Genomic DNA, 22,167 nt, shown 5'->3' with positions numbered 1-22,167 from the left:
TTCAGTTTTCCGGGCAATAGAAAACCGCATTGGCGATTTACGGAACCAAACCCCTCGCTTACAGTTGAGCTTCATAAGAAATGAGAGCGATTTCCCATATATGTCGCTGATAATCGCCGCTTACTATAAGCAGTTCAAGAGGTCCACCCTCGCCCGCCTCATTGCGCGCGAATACACCGCCGCCAAGTGGAACGTCAAGATTGCGGACCTGCTGCTGCAAGCGGTGACGCACTCAACGGGTAAAATCCAGTAAGTCTTTTGAATGATGGTGGACGCGGAAGGAATCGAACCTTCAACCTGTCGATTAAGAGTCGAATGCTCTGCCAGTTGAGCTACGCGTCCTTGAACCTACCCGCGGGGAGCGGGTTTGCTTGCAAATCGAGGAAAGTTTCGCTCCGGCTTTTGGCTCTCTGGAGCACAGAACTTCCCACCTCCAAATAATAGCATCGAATCGCGAGGTTGTGCCTTCTTCACAGGGGGGTTGAAGGGTATCCAGGAGTAAAGCTGAGTTCAAAAGGTAAACGAAACACCGCCCCGCACCGAACGATCGGCCTGAGCGAAATAGAGGGTGCTGCCATCGCTGGTGACAAACGGCCGGTAGCCCTGGGCGAGAAGATTTCTGACGTCCACAAGAGCTTCCATGCCATTTGGCAGCAGGTGTCCGCAATGCAGAGGCTGCCGAAGAAGCAGGCTTAGATAAGCATCGGGCGCGGTCATATCGAAGGGAGCAACGGCGGTCACCGTATCCTCGGGCTGCCAGCGATAGGAAGCTCGCCAATGGGTGCCGCTCGAGGCCACCCGGCCGGTCAACGAAGCCGCATACATCTGCGTGTGGCGCGGCTTCAGGGTCGTCAATCCCTGTTGCAGGTTCGGTGGAAGACTGAACTTCGGCATCGTCAGCGCGTCGCCATCGGCGAAGCTCAAGGTGAACCAGGTCTCGCCGCGAACACGGCTCTTCAGGTCGCCAACCACTCCTTTGGTGATGTAATCGCCACCAGCCACATTGAGCAGCTCAGTCACCGGATCATAGACGACGTATCCGCTATTCAGGTCGGCTACGGACAGGTCTCCTCCTCCGTTGACAACGGGGTGCGCAATCCGGTCACGGTAGATGGCTACTTCATACCGGGTCCGTTCGCCGGAGCGTTCCAACTGAAACTCTTGATGAAGAGCCCGTTCCATCCGCAGCGTCCCCTGAGACTCGGAGATTGTCGGCATGACCGAGCTGGCCTGATCCAGCTCATTCGCTCTCTGAGCATTCCGGGCAGTGGCGAAGTGGTAAGAGACCGCAATATCCCCGCCTCTCCAGGTCATCGCTCCGAACGGATGATTCGCGATCTGGGTGCTTGCGCCGCGCAGCGCATCAAACTCGTTGCCAAGTTCTGCATCGAGAAAAGGCGTCAGCGTCATCGTCTCCGAACTACGCAGAACCAGAGATTGGATCCCCTGCTGAACGGACGTTTGTTGGATTCCGGGCAAGTCCTGCATTGCGGCCACGGTACGAATGATGTTGTCGGGCGTCAGTTGACGCTCATAGCCGACCAGCGTCTCGGCGGAGGCGATGGACGCTCCTTCACTTGACCCTATATCCGCGCGCAGAATGAGCCGGCGGTCGTCCTGTCGCGAACGTTCGATCTCGAAGGCATGATGCAGTCCTCCTTCTCCGAACTCGTTCGCCCCGCCATGCAAGATCACCCGGGCCTTGAGCACCGGCGCCGTATCCATGTCGGAGACGACAACCAGGGGACCGTCCTCCAGCATTCGCAACAGCGGCCGATTGGCGGAGGAGCGCAACGTCCAGGCCCATTCATCATCCGGTTCATCCACGGTCCGGCGTTTGGCTGGCAGCCACTGGAATGCTTCGACCACCGTAGACAATGTCAGATTCACCGCCATACGGCGATGGGCCAATACTTGAAGGTTCTCCCTCAGGGTGGGGAGGAAGAGGGTGCCTGTGGCTTTCAGGCTGTAGGTGCCGGGAATCAGGTGGGCTAAAAGAAATCGCCCATATTCGTCGGTGAAGACGCTCGCCACCACCGAAGTGTCGGGCCGAAGTAGCTCGACGGTAGCTCCTGCCTGAGGTACACCCCGCCCATCTCGCACGATCCCGGTGAGCGCGGTTGGCTCGTCGAGAGCGCTCATGTGAGGGGCGTTCAGGGCGATTGCGCCAACCGCAACGAGCAGCGCCACCATACTACCGAATCTGGAGAATCTTCCGGTCACTCTGAGTCGTTGTTTGCTCCCTAGCCTGGTTCCCTAATAAGACTTCAGTATTGACAGAAAAGTGAAGGGATGACAGCTCTGATGGCCGTCTTTCCACTGATTCCACCTATTCAACAGTAAAGGGAGCACTCTGCGCAATGGTCTGCTTCGAAATACTGTCATTGATTGAGATCTTGACCGTGTATTTCCCTGGCGTCAGACTGTCCAACGGCATCGACTTTTCGAGAGTAACCTGGTCCTGGTTTGCCCCAAGATTCTTGCTGTCTTCGGAGCTGTTCAAGACCGACTGGTTTGTTGCCGAATTGATAATTTCGTACTGGATCGTGGCCGAGTTCTGCCGGCTCTTCTCATCGATGCCCAGGTTATAAACCTGCATCCAGAAATTCAGCCGCTGGTCGCGCTTGAAAGTCGCCGGGGTGGCTTCCGTCTGCATCACCCTGGGACGAATGTAGGTATTCCCGATAATGAAGTTTCCCGTGCCGATCTGCTTCGACGGGACCCGCTCCATTTTGTCCGCCAGGATAAGCGAGGACGCCGAGAGTTTGTCCTCATCATATTTGGGAACCTCAACCGCTTGTGCCCAGAGACCGACGTGGTCGGGGTTATTGACATCCTTGATGCCGATGTCGATACGATAACGGCCGGGACGCAACGGCAGCGCCTTCCAATAGACCTTCGCGTTGTCGAGCACCTTTGCCATCAGCTCGCTTGGTTCCTCGACGGAAACCGTGTCTTCAAAGCTCTGCACGATACGGCCGGTAATGGTTGTGACCCGCCCCTGGATGGTTATCTCGCCCTTGGAAACCCCGTCCTTGGAGCTGAACGTGATATCGCGGTTCTTGATCTGCAGTGTGACCGGAACCAGCACCGTATCATCGGTCACTTTCACATAGTCGGTGCGCACATCGAACGGGAAGTAGGGTCCATTCAAAAGCTTGTGCTGGCTCATGTACGCCTCAAGGTCCATATCCTTGAACTTGATTGGCGGAGGCGCCTGGAGTTTGGCGAACAACTCAATGCGGTCGAACTGTTTGCTCTGGTTGCTGCTGGACATGGGCCCCGCACCCAGATTTTCAAGACCGCCGTTGAATCGATCCGCCTTCTTCGAACGCCCCAATTCTTCCTGCTGAGTCAGACCCGCTCCGGGAGTATGCAGCAGCGCATCCTTCTCCGACCGGTCGATAGTCATGTGGTAGTCGCCGCACATACAGGTGTCGACAAATTCGATATCGATGTTGTCGCCGACTCCCTCCAGGTAGCGGTAGTGCCAGATCTCAAAAGGAAAGGTCGATGTCGAGCCGCCGCCTTCGTCCTGCGGGCGATCGTACTGGCCGCCGCTCGGATGAGCATCAATGCTGTCCGGCTTGCCGAAGGAGATATACATGTGGCCGCGATCGGTCTTCCAGCCAGGTTTGCCGGCGGCGAAATGCTCATTGGCGTAAGCGATGCGGCGGTAATGCTCTTCGCGGAATTCGTTTTCAGGAGAATCAGGGTTCGGGTTCCGGCGGAGCCAGAACTGCTCGATGAAATTATCCCGCTCCTCGTCATTGCTCAAGCTCTTGAAGGCCTTCAACTCTTGATCGGTGATGATCCAGTGAACGTCCTCATTCACCCACTTCTTGTACGGGCCCTTCAGCTCTTCTCTGACGTCCTTCTGCTGTTTGAACCTTTCCTTGTCGGATAGCTTGCGCTTGAGTGGATCATCTTGGCCGGAGTCCGGGGTCGAAGCATCCGCAGGGCGGGTAGCCAATTTTGGATCCGGGCTGGCAGCAGGTTGGCTGGCGGCCGGGGCATTGCTGGCGCCACCCGCGGCCGGAGGGGTGGAAGGTTGCTGCGCTACTCCGAACGGTACTCCGCTGAACAGCAATGCGCCAAGTGCGGCAATCCATAATTTTGCGGAAGAGGAAGTCTTTGATGATGCAACAGGGATGGCCTGGAACTGAGAGGACGTTAACATAAAGGCTCGTTACTCCTACTTCTTCTGCATTCTTGATCTTAAGTCCTGAAGCGTGGGGTTTCAAGCTGCTTCGTGCGATTCCCTGTCAATTCCTTGAATACCCGTGTCGATCCGGATTCCCTGCCAGGAGCCGCGGCAGCCTGTTATGCTTTCACTGCGTAGAAAAGCCGGCGATCGTTGCAGAAAAGCCCTCGATCTCTGTACGTCAACCTGCAAATCGGCCTTGATCAAGTCTTGATCGTGCATGCCGATTTCTCAGGGCTTCTGGGAACTTCGATGGCACGGCCACCGTATCTGACTGCAAGCATTGCCCCGCGTGAGGATAAGAGTGGAGGCGGGACTAGCCCCGCATTCGCTACCTTCAGCGGGGGACGATTGCAGCGAGTGCCTTGGACAACCTGATCTGGAAAGCTTGTTGTTAACTAACCTCTCCAACACAGGACGAGAAACGTGAAGAAGAATATCCTGATTGCCATTGCGGTCTTGGTCGTTGCCGGTCTGCTGATTGGGCTGACCGTGGTTCGAGCCCAGTCTGGTTATACTAAAGTGATTACCGGCAAGGTGGTTCGGCAGGATCTCGCCTCGGTGGTGAGTGGTACCGGACAAATCAAACCAAAGACGTACGTCAACATCGGCGCGACTGCCTTCGGACGGATCACCCACCTCTATGTCAAAGAGGGAGATAAGGTGAAGACCGGTCAGATCCTGGCCACGGTGGAGAATGTTCAGCCGGAAGCCAATGTGGACGCTCAAAAGGCAGCTATCGCCGCCGCCAAGACCGACATTTCCTCCTACATTGCGGCCGAGAATACAGCGGTGGCCAACCTCGAGAAATCCAAGGCAGACCTCGAACAGAAGAAGTTCGATTACGACCGGTATCTGTCTCTCTACAATGAGAAGCTTGTTTCGAAACAGGATTTTGACGCCAAGAAATCAGCCTACGACGTCGCCGTCGCAACCGTCGCCCAAAACGATGCGGCCCTGGCCCAGGCCAAGGCCCAGACCGACTCCGCCCGCGGTCATCTTGGCACCCAGGTCGCCACACTCCGCAGCAATGTCGATTCCCTCAATAAGACCGTCAGCCAGGCTCCGTTCAACGGAATCGTCACTAACCTGCCGGTGCGCGAAGGAGAGACCGTCGTCGTCGGCATTCAGAATGCGCAGGGTTCCACGCTGATGACCCTTGCCGACATGTCGGTCATCACCGCCGAGGTCAAGGTCGACGAGACCGACATCGTGAATGTTGCCCTCGGCCAGCCCGCCGACGTCAGTGTCGATGCCCTCCCCGGTAAGGTCTTCAAAGGCCACGTCACCGAAGTCGGCGACCAGGCGCTGCTTCGCTCAACCGGCGTCGCTACCAGCCAGAGCACCAGCGGAACCGAGGAAGCCAAGGACTTCAAGGTCGTGGTGACCATCGATCAGACCTCCGACGAGCTGCGCCCAGGCTTATCGTCTACCGCCAAGATCACGACGGCCAGGAAAGAGAATGCAGTCACCATCCCGATCCAGGCGCTCACACTCTATACGCCTCCAGCCAAGGACGCCCAGGGCCACGTGGCCACCGTCGCGGCGAGCAGTGGCCCGACCGCGCCCGTGAAGCCGCAGCAAGGAGTCTTCGTGCTTCGAAAACAAAATGGAAAGCTGCGGGCGGTCTTCGTTCCCATCACCACCGGCATCACCGGCGCGACCGATATTGAGGTGACCAGCGGCGTGCAACCTGGAGACGAGATCGTGACCGGTACCTATCGCATCCTTAGAAGTCTGAAAGATGGCGCTCCAGTCAAAATCGACACCACGCCGGCGGTCACCAAGGATGCTGACTCGAGTTCATCGTGAGTATTTTTCACCTCGAGAGGTCCGCCAGCCCGCGAAGACAGCGAATCACGGAACTAGCCTCTTGGAAAATACGTAAACTGAAGTCGAGATGAGCCGGTCCTTCGTTGCAGATTGCGAGTCGTTCTAGGCACACAATAGCGGTATCTCTGTTGCTCCAGAACAGAGTGAAGTGGAAAGAATCAGGAGTATCGATGGCCCTCCAGATGATCAGCGAAGCGGATGCATCCAAACCCGTCACCGTGCCGCAGGGCGATGTCATTGTCGTTGAAGACATCTGGCGCACCTATGATATGGGTTCCGAGCAGCAGGTGAATGCCCTCCAGGGGATCAATCTCAAGATCCGGCACAACGAGTATGTCGCGATTATGGGACCCTCCGGCTCGGGAAAGTCGACGCTGATGAATATCATTGGCTGTCTGGACACGCCTAGCCGTGGGACCTACCGGCTCAATGGCCATCTTGTCAGCGACCTCAACGACGATGAACTCGCCCGCATTCGCAACCGCGAAATCGGTTTCGTCTTTCAGACTTTTAATCTGCTTGCCCGGGCCTCCGCACTGCACAACGTCGAACTGCCGCTGATCTATAACGGCACCCCCGCGGCGGAGCGCATTGAACGGGCTACCGCTGCGCTTCGCGCCGTCAACCTTGAAGGCCGCATGAATCACAAGCCTAACGAACTCTCCGGCGGCCAGCGGCAGCGCGTCGCCATCGCCCGGGCCCTGATCAACCGCCCGTCGATCATCCTGGCCGACGAACCGACAGGCAATCTCGATTCGAAGACCGGGGACGAGATCATGGCGCTCTTCGACGAACTCCACGCCCGCGGCAATACCATCATCGTGGTCACCCACGAACCCGATATCGCGGAGTTCGCCCACCGGATTGTCCATATCCGCGATGGCGTCATCGCCTCCGATGTCGCCTCCTCCCGGGTGCGCAGGTCAGGAGAATAAAACCAGCAGATTGTCTCGTCGCGTTACGATGCCTGCGATGCCTCGTTTGCATTTACGCCTCGTTGCATTACGCTGTACGATTTGAATCATCTCGGTTTAAGTGATGCAGCATTGACCCCTACTCGACCCGGCCTGAAGGACTGATGCATCTGCGTTTTCTGCTTTTCCTCTTCACCTTTACCCTCTTCGCAGCGATCACGGTCAACGCTGCTACCACCCCGACCGAGGCCGCGGCGATAGCGGCGGCCGAGCGCGACCACTCCGCCTATGTCCTGCCGCCTGACAAGTTAGCTCAATCCGACGCCCTCGCTCGTGTCCGGGTGGCATTGACCTTCGGGACCCCGCTGTTGGGAATGCTTGCGCTCTTCCTCACCCTCCAGTGGCACATTGCCGCGCGCATGCGCAATGTGGCAATGAATCTTTCCAACCGCGCCGGGTTCTCAAAGAATCGCTGGGTGCAGTGCTTTCTTTTCTTCTTTGAGTTTCTGCTCTTCATGACGGTGCTAAGTCTTCCCCTCAACGTTTATGAGCACCATGTTCAATCGGCTTACGGATTGAGCGTTCAAGGCTGGGGTAGCTGGCTCGCCGACCAGGCAAAGAGCTTCGGCCTGAACTATCTCTTCGGCGGACTGGGCGTGATGCTTCTGTTTTATCTGATTCGCAGATTCCCGCGCCGTTGGTGGCTCTGGCTGTGGATCCCCACCATGGCGTTTTCGTTGCTGGCGGTCTTTGCCGAGCCCTACGTGATCGCTCCCCTTTTTAATAAATTTGAGCCGCTCTCTCATTCCGATCCGGAACTGGTTACTCAGCTCGAGCGCGTCGTCGCTCGGGGCAAGGGTATCGACATTCCTCCGGAGAGGATGTTTCTCATGAAGGCCTCCGACAAGGTCACAACATTGAATGCCTACGTGAGCGGCTTTGGCGCTTCGAAAAGAATCGTCGTGTGGGATACATCCCTGGCCAAGGCGAGTCCCGACGAAATCCTCTTTATCTTCGGACACGAGATGGGACATTATGTCCTAGGGCACATTCTCCGTGGCATGCTCTTCGCGTTTATCTTCATCCTCGTCTCGTTCTTCCTGGGTTTTCATCTCTTCCAGTTTTTGCTGGCTCGCTTCGGCCCACGTTGGCACATCCGGACCCAGGACGACTGGGCCGCGTTGGTCGTCTTTGTCCTGGTTCTCAGCCTGATCGATTTTCTAGGCGAACCTGTTCAGAGTGCGTTCAGCCGTAGTCTCGAACACGCGGCTGACATCTATGGTCAGGAGGTGGTGCATGGCATCGTCGCCGATCCTCAAAGGGTGGGCCGGGCCGCATTTCAGTTACTCGGCGAGAACGGGCTCGCTACCCCGAATCCTTCAGCGTTCGTGACCTTCTGGACCGCCGACCATCCTCCGCTCTGGTGGCGCGCCTCGTTCGCCAAGCACTATGACCCGTGGACGGCAAACGCGCAGTCGAAGTATTTCCCCAACCAATAAGCCAGTCGAATATACCGTCAGATTCCTGGGTTCGCCGTTTTGATTTTCCTGCGGAGTCGGCAAGAATGGCTCGTTTCTCCGCCCACCACCGACTGCAAGAAAGCTTTGCCTAAGGCACAGCCCTTCCCCTCACACCCGGCCGAGTCAACTTCTTATCGAAGCCGCCGATAACCGGAACAGGCAACTGCGCTTTGACCGCACTTGCCGGGAACTAAGCTCCTAAGCTCCAGGGAAATCGATCGTTTCGATGGAAGGTGAACATGGGCTCGACGGCGCGATCCAGTTCGCAATGGAGTGGATCGGCCAAAGGAGCAGCTTCCTCTCTCTTACATTCCTCCCCGCAGCACACGTCAGTGCAAGCGGTGTCGGCGTATGCTGAGTCGGAGTTTGAAAACCCTCCTAACATCTTCGGACTGACTGGCCGAAGCCCAGTCATGCGTCAGCTGATTCTGCAAATGCAGCGAATGGCTCCCCGCCTCACCCTCTTTACCCTCGAGGGAGAAGACGGGACGGGTAAGACTCTCGCGGCCCGGGCGCTTCATGCCAACGGATCCGCAGCGGACGGTCCTTTTGTTCCCTGTCTCGCATCCCGGTTCTTCACTCCCTCGGAAGGCGGAGGCGGCGCCCGCTGGTCAACTGCCGCGCTCGAACAAGCGCACCGGGGAATGCTTTTTCTCGACCGCGTCCATCAACTCTCGCCCGATCAACAAGACATGCTGGCTGATTTTCTTCGCTGGTTTGACCACCAACCCTCTCAGGCGAGCCAACTTGAACTTGGTTCCCAGGATGGAGAACCGACGCCCGGGACAGGCCTGCCCGCCCAGGTGGCCTTCTCTTCTTCAATCCCGCTTAGGAAAGCTGATCCGCCCTCCCCCTTTCGCCAGGATGTTGCCTCACGGCTGTACGCGGTGCGGTTCCGGCTGCCTGCTCTCCGCGAACGGCGCGAAGACATACCCATGCTCGCCCAGACCTTGATCCAGCGCTTCAGCCGGGCGTACCGCAAAACCGTACGAGGGCTCGGTCCCGGGACCATCGCTCCCCTGCTTCGCCATGGCTGGCCCGGTAATGTGCGGGAGCTGGACCAGGTCATTACGGCCGCATGCCTCGAAACCACGAGCCAATGGATTCGTCCCATCGACCTGCCGCCATTCTCTTCGCTGATTCCTCAGTCCGTCCCCTTGAATCCAGGGCCAAGGGGCACTGAGTCGACTGAGGAGCCTAGCTGGAACCTGGACGCGGTGATTCGATTCCATGTCCATAAGGTCCTCCAGCACACTCGAGGGAACAAGCTGCGCGCCGCGAAACTGCTCGGCGTCAGCCGTTCCACGCTTTATCGCGTTCTCGCTGCTGAGCCCGCCACTTTCGCCACGCCCAACCACCCGTCACCCACCCGAAACCACGGTACGGAATAAAGAAATCCGGCGACCCAGTCCAGCCGGCGAAGATCCGCATCGCAGGTCCCAGCGGCTAAGACCGGCCCCTCGATCTCTGCCCGGGTCTCTGCAGACCCTTGAGAAAGCCGGAACCCCTAGGCAGAAAACCGGAACCTAGGCGTAAATGCCCCGCTGTTTGATCGTGAACGCAACCCGGTCGATGGCGAGCATGTAGGCGGCAATCCGGTTGTTCACGTTGTGCGCCTCGGCATAACGAACCACGTCGTCAAAGCTCTCCCTTAGGATCGCCTCGAGGCGTTCGTTCACCGTGGCCTCGTTCCAGAAATAGCCTTGACGGTCTTGCACCCACTCGAAATAAGAAGCCGTCACTCCGCCGGCGTTGGCAAGGATATCGGGAATGATAAATATCTTCTTGTCGGCCAGAATCTCATCCGCGACCGCCGTCGTCGGACCATTTGCACCTTCGCAGACAATGCGCGCCTTGATGCGATCGGCGTTGCGGCTGGTGATCACATTTTCAGTTGCGGCGGGGATCAGGATCTCGCAGTCGCTCAACAGCAACTGATCGGAATCAGCCGCCTCCGCGCCTTTGAAGCCGAGCACCGTACGGTTGCGTTCGCGATAGTCGAGCAGGGCGCAGACGTCGATGCCGTTCGGGTTATAGAGGCCGCCATCCTGCTCGGCGATCCCGACGATCTTGTACCCGCGGTCCGTCATCAGCCGGGCGGCATTCGATCCCACATTGCCAAAACCTTGAATGACGACGCGGCAACCCTCTTGGCGCATGCTCAGGTAGCGCATCGCCTCGTCGCACACCATGGCGATGCCGCGGCCAGTAGCCTCGGTCCTGCCCCGCGATCCACCGATCGACAGCGGCTTGCCGGTAACTACCGCCGTCACCGTCTGCCGCATGTGCATGGAGTAAGTGTCCATGATCCACGCCATCACCTGATCGTTGGTATTCACATCAGGTGCAGGCACATCTTTCTCCGGCCCAATGAACTCAATGATGTCGGAGGTGTAGCGGCGGGTCATCCGCTCGATCTCGCCCATCGACATGTGCTTCGGATCGCAGATGATGCCGCCCTTCGCCCCGCCGAAGGGAATGTTCACCACTGCGCACTTCCAGGTCATCCAGCTGGCCAGCGCCCGCACTTCATCGAGAGTGACGTCGGGTGAGTAGCGAATCCCGCCCTTACCCGGTCCCCGTGCGACTGAATGTTGCACGCGAAAGCCGGTAAATACTTCGATGTGGCCGTCATCCATCATCACCGGGATATGGACGATGATCTCTCGGGAGGGGTAACGCAGAATCTTCCAGATGCCTTCATCCAGATTCAGCTTGCGTGCAGCGTAGTCAAATCGAGCAGCCTGGGCCTCCCAGGGATTGATCTCCTGCTCGAGGGTAATCGTAGCCATGATATCTCCGTAATCGGTCGCTTCTCTCCGGTAGTCACCGCGCTCTTCAATTCGAAATGCGGCCAAAGACCGGCTGGCACAATAGCGTCCTTCGGGGTTGCAGTGCATTGCTGCAATGGCAATCTGAAAAACGCCTGAAACATCACTGCAGAAGCGCCGATATGCAGCGAGCCAAGGTGCAGGGATGAAGGCATCGTCACACGGAGGCTACTCCAAGCAGAGGAACAAGGTGCGACTTTCCGCGCCGATGAAGGACAATCCTCAACCGGAAGATCCACCGATTCTGGTTGGGCCACGGCCACCGTCATAGAAGTGCTTCAGCCAAACCCTCTGAGTATAGGCCTCTAGCGGAACGAGCGGCAACCACCACGAGTGACAAGCGTGCCCCCGCCGTTCCGGATGGGTCCGATCCTGGCCCCCTCCGTCGCTGCTCTACCATCATCTCCTTTGGCCGTCATCTACTTTGGCCGTCATCTACTTTGGCCGTCATCTACTTTAAAGCTGAACGCCGGTAAGATTTTGCCCGTCCTGGGAAGTTTGTTGCGATTGAAGTGCCAAAAAACACCGAGCATTTCTTTGGAAAACCTAACGAGCGGTTCTTGGGAACCTGATGGGTGGTTCTTAGGGATATAACGACTGGCCCCAACATGGAAGACTCCATCGGCGAACGATCCACGACTGCTCCTGGGCTCGTCGAGACTATCTCCTGTCAAAGCTAACGAAGGTCTATTGGACGGCGCCATGATGCCGTAGTCTGACGCCCTTAGTCCGCGGATACGGGACGTTCAAGCCGACGCCATCGGGGGAAGGAAAGCCGCTAACCGGCGCTTCCGGTCATGTACCATTAGGTTCAAGATGGCAGTTTCCCCGCACTCGCAGCCTCCCACTCTTCCCGCACGCACAGACTTCGAAAGCCTGGCCAAAACTCACAATCTAGTCCCCGTCTATCGGAGCCTCACCGCCGATCTTGAAACCCCGGTCTCGGCCTTTCTCCACCTCGCTGCCGATGAGCCGGAATGCTTCATGTTCGAATCCGTCGAGGGCGGCGAGCGCGTCGGCCGCTACACCTTCATTGGCATCCGGCCTTATAAAAAAATAGTTGCCTGTGGTACCTTGATCGAAGTGACGGAAGCTGGCAAGACCACGTCCTTCGATGGCGACGTCTTCAAGCTGCTGAAAGATGCATTGAGCGGCCAGAGTGCGGCCAGGGTCGCCGGGTTACCCCCATTCACCGCCGGTGCAGTCGGATTCTTCGCCTATGATGTAGTGCGCCAGATCGAGCAGCTGCCGGCAACCGCTCAGGATGACCTGGGCATGCCCGATGCATGCCTGATGTTCTTCGACGAAGTGTTGGCCTTCGACCACGTTCGCAAGGCCATTTTGCTGATCGTCACCGCCGACCTCTCTCGCATGAAGCCAAAGGCCGCCTACCTCGACGCGGTCGCACGGCTCGATCGGCTCGAAAAGAAGCTCGCCCAGCCCTTGCCGAAGCCAAAGCGCCGGAAGGCCCTCGGAAAACTTACCGTCAAAGCCAGCAGCAGGAAAAAGGATTTCCTCGCCGCCGTAACCGCCTCCAAGGAATACATCGCCGCCGGGGATATCTTCCAGGTAGTGCTCTCGCAACGCTTTGAGGTCGAGCCCGATGTCGATCCGTTCTCGATCTATCGCTCGCTGCGAATCGTGAATCCATCCCCCTACATGTACTTCCTGCGGGTTGGACTGAAGAAGCCGGCGCCAGACGGTAAGCCGACGAAATCCAAGCCGGAACCGACCTACATCATCGGCTCCTCCCCGGAGCTGCTCGTCCGGGTCAAGCAACGGAATGTCGAATATCGTCCCATTGCCGGAACTCGCCCCCGCTCACTCGATGAGGACGAAGACAGACGGATCGGCGAAGAGCTGCTTGCCGACGAAAAAGAGCGGGCCGAACATGTCATGCTGGTCGATCTGGGCCGGAACGACGTTGGCCGCGTGAGCGAATTCTCGACCGTCCATGTGAAGGACTTCATGTTCATCGAGCGCTATTCGCACGTCATGCACTTGGTGAGCGCCATCGAAGGCAAACTTCGCGATGAGCTCACACCCGTCGATGCCTTCCGCGCCTGCTTTCCTGCCGGGACGCTCTCCGGCGCTCCCAAAATTCGCGCCATGGAGATCATCGAAGAGCTTGAACCCACCCGCCGCGGCATCTACGGCGGCAGCATCCTCTACGCCGACTTCTCCGGCAACTTAGATAGCTGCATCGCCATCCGGACGCTGTTACTCAAGGGAAAGAAAGGCTACATCCAAGCAGGAGCCGGAATCGTCGCCGACTCCGTGCCCGAGAAGGAATTTGAGGAGTCGGTAAATAAAGCGAAGGCAGTGGTGACGGCGATTGAGCGGGCTCGTGGTTAGATAGGCGACACGTCCAATCAATCTCTGAGATACGAACCAGCCAGCGATGCATCTACACTTGTTTGGGGACAGAAGAGTCAAGTATTCGTCCATCTGAGACTGACGCCTCGTTAATGACTTGGAGGTAGCTTCTACCGAATAAGTACGAATGATGGACGCCTATAACTCGACCTTGACGCGGGGTTCATCCTTGACACCTACAATACCCCTCTCTGCCCTCAAGACATGAAATCCCCCTCACCCCGGAACAGGAAGCCCGGCTGAGGCGTTTGGCTGAGCACCTTGGCAAGGATCCGGGTCAATTGGTGATCGACGCCGCCCTTCGCGTTATCGACGAGGACAACCGATTCCGGGCGGCTGTGCTCAAAGGCATCGAGCAAGCGGATCGGGGAGAGTTTGTCGAGGAAGATGAGATGAATGCCCGCCTCGAACGAATGCTCCTACGCTGAACGCGCCTGCGATGGACGCCTGCCGCAGCTGACGACCTAGAGAGCATCTCCGACTACCTTCAAGAGCATCATCCGGGCTCGCACAGCCTACCGTACGCCGCCTGTATACGGATATTCTCGACCTCCGAACCTCCCCTCGCCGTGGTCGCATAGGCAAGGACCCTGGCACCCGGGAGCTTATTCTTTCGAGTTTGCCCAATATCATCGTCTTCCGTTCGACCGACTTAGCAGTCGAAATCCTGCACATCCGCCACGGAGCGCAAAACTGGCAATCCTAGCCGCCGGAAAGCCGCCCGTACCCCAAATCAAGTCATCCCTTGGCTTTCAAAGTCGCCTGAGATACCTCAGCCCTAAGAGCCCTACCGCCGAACCAGCTTCCCAATCTCCTCAATGCGGAACGAAATACCCCGCGCAGCCTCGTCGAAGACTTCCTGCCTCAGCAGCTCTCCATCGAGATAGCGAAGGCTCGCGCCATCTTCTGGATCAATGACCCATATCTGCGGAATGCCCATCTTTGCATAGTCGGCCAGCTTGCGCCGGATCTTGAGCACCGTGTCCTCCGGCGAGAGCACCTCGAAAACAGCGATCGGCGGATGAGTGATCACCTGCTCCGCCGGTCGATCAATATCGAGAACGGTGACATCGGGAATTCGGAACCGTGTCGGAGACACTTGTACCCGCAGTTCAGGCAGAACGGCTATGTTCCACTCCCGGTCATGGGCAAAAAACCAGCGTTGAATCGCCGCCTGCCATGCAGCATGATCGACCTCTCCCACGGCCCTCTCCTCAATTTCACCATCCACATATTCGGCATCGGGCTCGTAGGAGGAGCGGAGGTAAACCTCGACCGGCACGCGCGTTGCAGTCGACACAGGCAATTCCTCGTGTCCCCAGTCTATCGCAGTGCCAACGCATTCCCCGGCCCGCGAAGAAGCGTCCGCCGACCCCCATCGTACAATCGATTTCAAGACTCTGTGAGGTGGAATGAAGCGCATCTGCATTGACATGGACGAGACCATTGCGGACGCAATGACGGAACATCTCACCCGCTACAATCGCGATCACGGCACGTCCTACACCAAGGCCGACTTCATGGGGAAATGATTCTACGACGTCTTGCCGGACGAGCATCAGGAACGGGCCAAGGCGTATCTACATAGCGACGATTTCTTTGGCGACCTGCCGGTGATTCCTGATAGTCAGCGCGTGATCGCTTCGTTAACGGAGAAATACGAGGTGTTCATCGCCACGGCGGCGATGGAGTTCCCCACTTCTTTCCCCGGGAAATATCAATGGCTGCAGCGTCACTTTCCTTTTCTCAGTCCGATGCGTTTTGTTTTTTGCGGGGACAAGAGCATCCTGAATGCGGATTACTTGATCGACGACCAGCCGCTGCACTTCCGCCACTTCCGCGGCGAGGGCATCCTGTTTTCCGCGCCCCATAATCACGGAGTCGAGGGGTATCGTCGAGTCTCGAGCTGGCGAGAAGTCGAACAGCTTTTCCTTCCCGCTTAAATCGGCCCTAGCGCAGGCCGCCGTTCTCCGATGGCCACGGTGCCGGAACTACCACGCCTTGGCTTGCTCCGTGCTCCCGAGAGACCGGTAAACGCAACGGTTGAGTTCCGGCATCCAGATACTGCCATCGGCGTAGATCACCCGCGAGAGCGCAATCCGGTCCAGGCCGTATGCATTGCCTCCCAGGACCAGCGCTTGTTGTGCTTGCACATCCTTTCCGAGCAGGGACTTCCTCGATAGCACCAGCTGAAAGGGACGGACAACATAGTCCAGCTGATAGGGATCATCCTTTACCTTGATCCATCCAGTCAGAACCACGGAGTCGATGTCCTTGCCGCTGAAATTCCGGTAGTTGAGGTGAAGTGTCGGCCCACCGTCTGTTTCGAGTTGAGCGCTCGGGGAAGTCTGACCGGTCAGCATCAGTCGGCCGGGACGCTCGAAGACCGCATCGACGATCTGCACCGGACATCCTTCTTGGGAGCCCGCAACGCTTTCGAGGTCTCCGCCTTCCCGGACTTGAAGATGACCCTGGAATACAGGGAGGTGGTTCGGAACCTCCAGTTGATGGGGTGCGCCATCGAGGCCTCGGACCACAACCGTCGCGTCACTTACCTGCGATCCAACTTGCGCGGTTGCGGAAAGTGGAACCGACAACGCCAGAACAGAGAGGAGCCGCTTCATAAGTCACCCCGCATGCAGCAGTGCTCGGTGGCAAGAGAATAAACCCGGCATTGAATCCGTTCAAGCCCGGTCTTCCGGTGTATTTGACTGCGCATCAGGACGAAGGTGAGGCCGTCAAACGGCCAAATTCCGGAGATAGTATCTCAAAGACGGCGATCGGAAAAATGGGTAACAACCTGCTTTGCAGGACATGAAACGCAGAACGAAAACAAGCAGGTACAGCTCGTACGAGGAGCATAGGCGGGGCACTCAGGCGATATCTACCTTGTAACTTCGGCAACCATGAGAAGGATTGGTTTTGGCGCGGCTATACGATTGCCGCCCGGCCCTCTGGCGTGCCGCTCATAAGCCTCCTGATATCCTTGACTTATGCTCAACCCAGCGGCATCGGCAGACTCGGCGCTCCTGCTTACAGAGGAATTCCTGGTCTTCGCCACGGTCGTCGGGTCGATCGCCACCCTGCCCACTTTCATCGAATTCATCTCGGAAGTCCGCAAGCGGCGGGAGCGGATCTATCTCAGCCTGGAAGACGTGCCCGTCAATACGCTCAACCCGAGACTGGCCGGGATGGACGCGCTCATCACCAGCATCGCCGATCTGATCGACCGCGCCAGAAATCCCGCTGAATATAAAGACCTGAAGATCGGCAACGAAGTGCTGATCATCGGCCCCATCCAGAGCGGTAAGAAGAGCCTTGCCGAACGCATTGCCTTGATGGCCGGGATGGAGCGCCTCGTCACTGTCTACAACCCGCGCGATTCTGACGCCCTGGCCAAGGCGAAGAGCATCGTTCGCGGGTATAAATCCAAGAAAGTAATGCTGCTCTTGCCTCGCATCGATCTGGCCTATAAAGAGAGCGATCCCGACGTGCTGACGGAACTCGATGCACTCATCGAGACGACCTCGGAACGGCAGAATGTGCTGGTGGTTGCCACCACCGTGACCTTCGAAGCCAACAGCGATCTCGACAACCTCTTCGGGATCAAACTCACCCTCCCAGGAGCCGAGGTCACACACGGCGACAATCGCGAGATCCCCGAGGACGCTCGCCAGATGCTCGCCGAAGTTGCGGTTTTCTACCTGAAAGAAGCGCAGCGGCAAGGATTTCGGCTTCAAGGGATGACCGAAGATCAGTTCCGCTCCCGGGTGCTCGAATCAGCCATCAATCCCGCGGAGATCGAAGACATCGTGGTCCTCTGTCAGACCACAGCGCTCTACCGCCGCCGCACCCGCCAGGCCTCCGATCTTATCTTCACCAGAGAGATCCTGGAGACGGCCATCTCTCGGGTTGCGGCCGAATAGGCGAGTACCGACGTCGACGATCGAAATAGCTCAAGCAAAGAAAAACGCATGACCAGATTCCGAGTCATGCGCCAAAGTAGATCGTACCTGCTACAAGTTATGCGTGCGCGGAAGTCGGGTAAGTGGCCGATCCAATGCCCATATTCGGCTTCACTCGAAAACGCTCCATCGAAATCTTGAGGACGCGCTCAATCTTCTTCAGATCGCCGCGTTCGTCCGGCTGCGCGAAGGTCGAAGCTACGCCCTTCTTCGAGGCGCGTCCGGTTCTTCCGACGCGATGGACGAAGTCCTCGGCTACCTTCGGCATGTCGTAGTTCACGACATGCGCAATGTGGTCGACATCCAAGCCGCGGGCCGCGACATCGGTCGCCACCAGAATCCGGTGGCCGCCCTTAGCGAAGCTCTTCAGTGCCGCGCTCCGTTGGGCCTGAGTGCGATCGCCATGAATGCTGGTTGCACCGTGTCCCGAGCGGGTCAACCGCTGGGCGACGCGTTCGGCGCCATGCTTGGTGCGAACAAAGACCAGGAAGCTGCCTTCCTCGCTCTTCAAGAGATGCTCGAGTAGTTCCTGCTTTTTGTCCGAGGTCACTTCAAAAGTCTGGAGACGGACATTCTCGGCCGGCTTCAGAATCGAACCGATCTCCACCCGAACGGGATTCTTCAGGTAGTCGCGAACGACTTCTTTAATCGCCGCATCGAGAGTCGCGGAGTAGCAGAGCGTCTGCCGGTCGGCAGGCAGTTCCCCAGCAATCCGCTTGATCGCCGGTTTGAAGCCCATGTCCAGCATGCGGTCGACCTCGTCGAGCACCAGAATCTGTACTTCGTTGAGCTTGACCATGCGACGCTTGATGTAATCCTCGAGCCGGCCGGGAGTCGCCACGATCAGCCGCGCTCCGCGACGGATCGCTTGAATCTGGGGTCCTTCCGCGAGACCGCCAACCACAAGCGCGACGGTAAGCGAACTGCCCTGAGTCAGGGTGCGAAAGGTTTGCTCGACCTGCATTGCCAGCTCGCGGGTGGGCAGCAGGATCAGCGCCGAAGCGCTCCGGCTCTGCGTCGCTTGCAGCTTCTCGATGACCGGAATGAGGAAGCTTAGAGTCTTACCGGTACCGGTTTGCGCAGTCGCCAGGACGTCGCGACCTTCGAGGGCTGGAGGAATGGCGCCCTCCTGGACTGGAGTGGGGATGGTGAAGTTACAGCTGGCCAGACGCTTCTTCAGCGGAGCAGAAATTTGAAAATCATTAAATTGAGTCAAAGTTATCCCTTGGTCTCGGGCGTTCGGTTCCGCGTCTTCCTTTGGAGGAGACAGGGACCGGTCCGGGACGCGAGTTGCTGCCTCGCGACGGCTTCATCCGTCCGTGACAGAAAGTTTGTTCTTTCGTAGGGAGTGCCGGAAATTCAGAAAGCCGGGGCTGAAGATTCGTCCCAGGCTCGGCTCTGCCGCACGATGCCTTTTGCGGGAAAGCGCAGACGCTTCCACACATCGCCACGCACATCTAATCTGCGAGCGATTACGCTGAGGGGCTTGGAGTCACTGTGGCAGGCGGTCTGGCTTTTCCAGGGCGAGAACGGCTCACAAACCAAACAACTGAGCGCAATTAAAGAGTACCACGAGGGGGCCGTCTATCCAAAGCCGGGAAGCAGCCAGCATACGTATACATAAATCTTTTATTCCCAAATCGATCCCGTCCGGTCAGCCCGAACTGCCTCGATCACCCACTCCAAGGCACGTCCCTCGGCCGAAAAAGCTACCGGTGGAAGCTATAGATTCCATAAGCGATCAAGGCCAGCAGGAAGACTCCGCCGCCAAAGGAAAGCCACTGCCGGCGGGTAAACTCCACCCGGCGCGAACCGATCCTCGGCACTAACGGAACGCCCAGCGCCAGGCCGCTGAGAAAGCCGCCGAGGTGCGCCATATTGTCGATCCGAATCAAAGACGGCACCAGCAGCGTGGAAGCGCCGATGATGAAATTCAGCGCCGCGAAATAAATAACGCTCTTCCGGAGACGCTTCAGTTCGTATTCCGGAATCGGCAGGAGCTTGGACTTCAACAGCACAATCAATACCCCGGCAATCCCGAAGACCGCGCCCGATGCCCCCGCGCCCACCACCGAATGAGATTGAGGGCCGAGTGGCAGATCGGGATTGACGGCGATGCTAAGCAGGTTACCCGCGACGCCGGTGAGCAGGTAGACAGCGATCGTCCCAATCGGTCCCAGTAGCGGCTCGCCCAGCAGACCAAGATTCCAGAGGCACCACATATTGGTCGCCAGGTGGATGACGCCCACATGAACGAAAGTCGCCGTCACCAGGCGCCACCATTCCCCGTATTGCAGCACCAGGCCGCCATTGTCGGCGCCCCACTGTAGTAGCTGCAAGACCGTAGGGCTGGTGGTCGAGACGCCGCTGAAGGCCATCAGCAGGAAAACCGCAATATTGATCCCCACCAGAACATAAGTAGCCGGCGCCACCGCCCAACGTCCGCGAGTTCTTGGCGATGCTTCACCCGGACCTGGAATGGTTGCGTCTGCAGCCAGCGGAGGTAAAATCTCGGGTTGTACACTCACCGGACGGTTCGGGGTGCGGCCATTCGTCCAATTGGAATCCATGTCTTCTTAGGCTACCCTTGGTAAGTCAGCAATGACAAATGTCAGGAGTTCTCCTCCTGACGCACGGTCGATGACTTTCGTCGCATCTTTCGCGCATCTTTCAAGGAGTTTTACTTGATTTCCTCGCCTTCCCTTTCCACCCCCGCAGCTAGCGGCCTGAAGCCGGTTCGCCGGGCGCTGCTGAGCGTCACCGATAAGACTGGCCTCGTCGACTTTGCGCGTCATCTCACCAATCATGGCGTCGAGCTCGTCTCGACCGGCGGCACCGCCCGCGCTCTTCGCGAGGAAGGCCTCAAGGTTCTCGATATCTCCGAGCTCACCGGGTTTCCGGAAATGCTCGACGGACGGGTCAAAACACTGCATCCCAAGGTCCACGGCGGGATCCTCCATATTCGGGACAATGCCGAACACCGCTCCGCTGTCGAGAGCCACGGCATTCAGCCCATCGACATGGTCGTAGTCAATCTCTATGCCTTCGAAAAGACCGCAGCCCGGCCGGGTGCTACCTTCGCAGAAGTGATCGAGAACATCGATATCGGTGGCCCCTCGATGGTTCGTTCGGCCGCTAAGAACTTCGAAGACGTTGCCGTCGTCACCTCTCCCGGCGACTACCCGGCGCTCATCGCCGAACTTGAAGCCAACCAGGGAGCGCTCGGCCGGGAAACTCGGTGGAAGCTGGCCAAAGCCGCCTTTTCGCTCACGGCGGCGTACGATACGGCGATCGCGAACGCTCTCGAACAGTTCTCCGACTCCAGGCCTGAGGCCGCGGTGACGCTCGCCAACTTGGCGGAAGCTCCCTTCCCTGCCAGCCTTCGCATCTCTTACCCGATAGCTTTTCCCCTCCGCTATGGCGAGAATCCTCACCAGCGGGCTGCTCTCTACAGTAACCAGAGCGGCACCGGGATCGCCGGCGCCGAGCAGCTTCAGGGTAAAGAGCTTAGCTACAACAATCTGGTTGATCTCGACGCCTGTTGGGAGCTCGTTCAGGAGTTCGACCAGACCGCCGTCGCGATCATCAAGCATACCAATCCCTGCGGCGTTGCCATCGGCCAGTCGGTGCTCGAGGCTTACCAAAAAGCGTTGGCTTCCGACCCGGTCTCCGCCTTTGGTGGCGTAATTGGCATCAATCGTGTCGTCGATGCCGCCGCGGCCGAGGAAATCGCCAAACTCTTCGTCGAAGCCATTGCCGCCCCGGGCTACTCTCCCGAAGCTCTTGCCCGTTTTGCCGGTAAAAAGAACCTGCGTCTGATCACCGTACGGAATGCCCCGATCGACCGGGTGATCAAGCAGGTTTCCGGCGGACTCCTGCTCCAGGATGCCGACAGCGCCCGCATCGCTGCAGCCGATTTGAAGATGGTCACTACCCGCCAGCCGACCGAAGCCGAGATCGATTCCCTGCTCTTCGCCTGGCGGGTTTGTAAGCATGTCAAATCGAACGCGATCGTCTATGCACGGAACGGTCAAACCCTCGGGGTGGGCGCTGGACAAATGAGCCGGGTAGATTCCGCCCGGTTTGGGGCCATGAAAGCAGTCCTGCCGCTAGCCGGCAGCGCCGTTGCCTCGGATGCCTTCTTTCCGTTTCCCGATGGCCTCGAAGCGATAGCCGCCGCCGGCGCAGCTTCCGTCATTCAGCCAGGAGGATCGGTTCGCGACCCGGAGGTCATAGCCGCCGCGGATCGCCTGGGAATAGCAATGGTCTTCACCGGGGTCCGCCACTTCCGCCACTGATCCCGTAGCCGTCGCCCTTCGCCACGGGATCCCGGGAGATCGAAACTAACTCGACCTGGTGGAGTCGTGTGTGCCGAGAAAAGAAGCCAGAACCACGTTACAATCGTCTGATTAGAGAAGCTTGACCTGCAGCCAGCGGTCAGGATCCTCGAGGGCACCATCACGACTCTTAACGTTCTTTCATCCTCCAATCCGGTCCGCCGCTCACGATCAGGCAGACTCGGGG

At 58.1% G+C, this 22,167-nt stretch carries 17 protein-coding genes, 1 tRNA gene and 1 pseudogene; 11 read left to right on the top strand and 8 right to left on the bottom strand.

What is annotated here, in order from left to right:
• Positions 1–100 precede the first annotated feature (100 nt).
• The gene (locus ACPOL_RS33715; RefSeq protein ID WP_161557539.1) at positions 101–253 is read left to right on the top strand and encodes a hypothetical protein; all 153 of its coding nucleotides are present in this window, start codon (positions 101–103) and stop codon (positions 251–253) included.
• Between the two features lie 13 nt (positions 254–266).
• Here the strand turns inward: ACPOL_RS33715 and ACPOL_RS23935 are convergent.
• From ACPOL_RS23935 to ACPOL_RS23925, 3 genes are all read right to left on the bottom strand, one after another.
• A tRNA-Lys gene (locus tag ACPOL_RS23935) sits at positions 267–342 on the bottom strand.
• 168 nt (positions 343–510) lie between these two features.
• On the bottom strand, positions 511–2,223 hold the full coding sequence (locus ACPOL_RS23930) for a carboxypeptidase-like regulatory domain-containing protein (protein WP_236656991.1): 1,713 nt from the start codon (positions 2,221–2,223) through the stop codon (positions 511–513).
• Positions 2,224–2,329: 106 nt separating this feature from the next.
• Positions 2,330–4,180: a GWxTD domain-containing protein gene (locus tag ACPOL_RS23925; RefSeq protein WP_114209282.1), complete on the bottom strand. Its 1,851-nt coding sequence runs from the start codon at positions 4,178–4,180 to the stop codon at positions 2,330–2,332.
• Positions 4,181–4,630: 450 nt separating this feature from the next.
• On the opposite strand from ACPOL_RS23925, the gene ACPOL_RS23915 reads away from it, so the two are divergent.
• The 4 genes from ACPOL_RS23915 (at position 4,631) to ACPOL_RS23900 (ending at position 9,862) form a co-directional block, all read left to right on the top strand.
• A complete protein-coding gene (locus tag ACPOL_RS23915; RefSeq protein WP_114209280.1) occupies positions 4,631–6,016 on the top strand; it encodes an efflux RND transporter periplasmic adaptor subunit in 1,386 nt (461 codons plus the stop codon).
• Positions 6,017–6,207: 191 nt separating this feature from the next.
• Complete coding sequence (locus ACPOL_RS23910) at positions 6,208–6,972, top strand: ABC transporter ATP-binding protein (RefSeq protein WP_275066495.1); 765 nt, start codon at positions 6,208–6,210, stop codon at positions 6,970–6,972.
• 143 nt (positions 6,973–7,115) lie between these two features.
• On the top strand, positions 7,116–8,450 hold the full coding sequence (locus tag ACPOL_RS23905) for a M48 family metallopeptidase (RefSeq protein WP_114209279.1): 1,335 nt from the start codon (positions 7,116–7,118) through the stop codon (positions 8,448–8,450).
• Between the two features lie 260 nt (positions 8,451–8,710).
• The gene (locus tag ACPOL_RS23900) at positions 8,711–9,862 is read left to right on the top strand and encodes a sigma-54-dependent transcriptional regulator (protein WP_114209278.1); all 1,152 of its coding nucleotides are present in this window, start codon (positions 8,711–8,713) and stop codon (positions 9,860–9,862) included.
• A 135-nt stretch (positions 9,863–9,997) separates the two neighbouring features.
• Here ACPOL_RS23900 and ACPOL_RS23895 read toward each other — a convergent pair whose 3' ends face one another.
• A complete protein-coding gene (locus ACPOL_RS23895) occupies positions 9,998–11,263 on the bottom strand; it encodes a Glu/Leu/Phe/Val family dehydrogenase (RefSeq protein ID WP_114209277.1) in 1,266 nt (421 codons plus the stop codon).
• Positions 11,264–12,118: 855 nt separating this feature from the next.
• Here ACPOL_RS23895 and trpE point away from each other — a divergent pair.
• From trpE to ACPOL_RS36515, 3 genes and pseudogenes are all read left to right on the top strand, one after another.
• A complete protein-coding gene (trpE, locus tag ACPOL_RS23890) occupies positions 12,119–13,657 on the top strand; it encodes an anthranilate synthase component I (protein ID WP_114209276.1) in 1,539 nt (512 codons plus the stop codon).
• Between the two features lie 269 nt (positions 13,658–13,926).
• Positions 13,927–14,106: a hypothetical protein gene (locus ACPOL_RS23885; RefSeq protein ID WP_114209275.1), complete on the top strand. Its 180-nt coding sequence runs from the start codon at positions 13,927–13,929 to the stop codon at positions 14,104–14,106.
• Positions 14,107–14,198: 92 nt separating this feature from the next.
• Positions 14,199–14,384: pseudogene (locus ACPOL_RS36515) on the top strand (type II toxin-antitoxin system RelE/ParE family toxin); the annotation flags it as partial.
• Between the two features lie 81 nt (positions 14,385–14,465).
• On the opposite strand, the gene ACPOL_RS23875 reads toward ACPOL_RS36515, so the two are convergent.
• Positions 14,466–14,978: a Uma2 family endonuclease gene (locus ACPOL_RS23875; RefSeq protein WP_161557537.1), complete on the bottom strand. Its 513-nt coding sequence runs from the start codon at positions 14,976–14,978 to the stop codon at positions 14,466–14,468.
• 244 nt (positions 14,979–15,222) lie between these two features.
• Here ACPOL_RS23875 and ACPOL_RS23870 point away from each other — a divergent pair, with 244 nt between their 5' ends.
• The gene (locus tag ACPOL_RS23870) at positions 15,223–15,621 is read left to right on the top strand and encodes a 5' nucleotidase, NT5C type (RefSeq protein WP_236656990.1); all 399 of its coding nucleotides are present in this window, start codon (positions 15,223–15,225) and stop codon (positions 15,619–15,621) included.
• 48 nt (positions 15,622–15,669) lie between these two features.
• Here the strand turns inward: ACPOL_RS23870 and ACPOL_RS23865 are convergent, their stop codons facing one another.
• Positions 15,670–16,302, bottom strand: coding sequence for a hypothetical protein (locus tag ACPOL_RS23865; RefSeq protein WP_114209272.1), 633 nt, complete (start codon positions 16,300–16,302; stop codon positions 15,670–15,672).
• 369 nt (positions 16,303–16,671) lie between these two features.
• Between ACPOL_RS23865 and ACPOL_RS23860 the strand changes: the two genes are divergently transcribed.
• Positions 16,672–17,604 carry a P-loop NTPase family protein gene (locus ACPOL_RS23860; RefSeq protein WP_114209271.1) on the top strand — a complete coding sequence of 311 codons (933 nt, stop codon included), beginning with the start codon at positions 16,672–16,674 and terminating at the stop codon, positions 17,602–17,604.
• A 97-nt stretch (positions 17,605–17,701) separates the two neighbouring features.
• On the opposite strand, the gene ACPOL_RS23855 is transcribed toward ACPOL_RS23860, so the two are convergent.
• Complete coding sequence (locus ACPOL_RS23855) at positions 17,702–18,859, bottom strand: DEAD/DEAH box helicase (protein ID WP_236656989.1); 1,158 nt, start codon at positions 18,857–18,859, stop codon at positions 17,702–17,704.
• 493 nt (positions 18,860–19,352) lie between these two features.
• A complete protein-coding gene (locus tag ACPOL_RS23850) occupies positions 19,353–20,213 on the bottom strand; it encodes a rhomboid family intramembrane serine protease (RefSeq protein WP_114209270.1) in 861 nt (286 codons plus the stop codon).
• Between the two features lie 114 nt (positions 20,214–20,327).
• Here ACPOL_RS23850 and purH point away from each other — a divergent pair, with 114 nt between their 5' ends.
• On the top strand, positions 20,328–21,941 hold the full coding sequence (gene purH, locus ACPOL_RS23845; protein WP_236656988.1) for a bifunctional phosphoribosylaminoimidazolecarboxamide formyltransferase/IMP cyclohydrolase: 1,614 nt from the start codon (positions 20,328–20,330) through the stop codon (positions 21,939–21,941).
• Positions 21,942–22,167 lie beyond the last annotated feature (226 nt).

The sequence above is a fragment of the Acidisarcina polymorpha genome (genome assembly GCF_003330725.1).
In the GTDB taxonomy this organism is placed as follows: domain Bacteria; phylum Acidobacteriota; class Terriglobia; order Terriglobales; family Acidobacteriaceae; genus Acidisarcina; species Acidisarcina polymorpha.
This window is presented reverse-complemented; position numbering and strand designations above follow the sequence as displayed.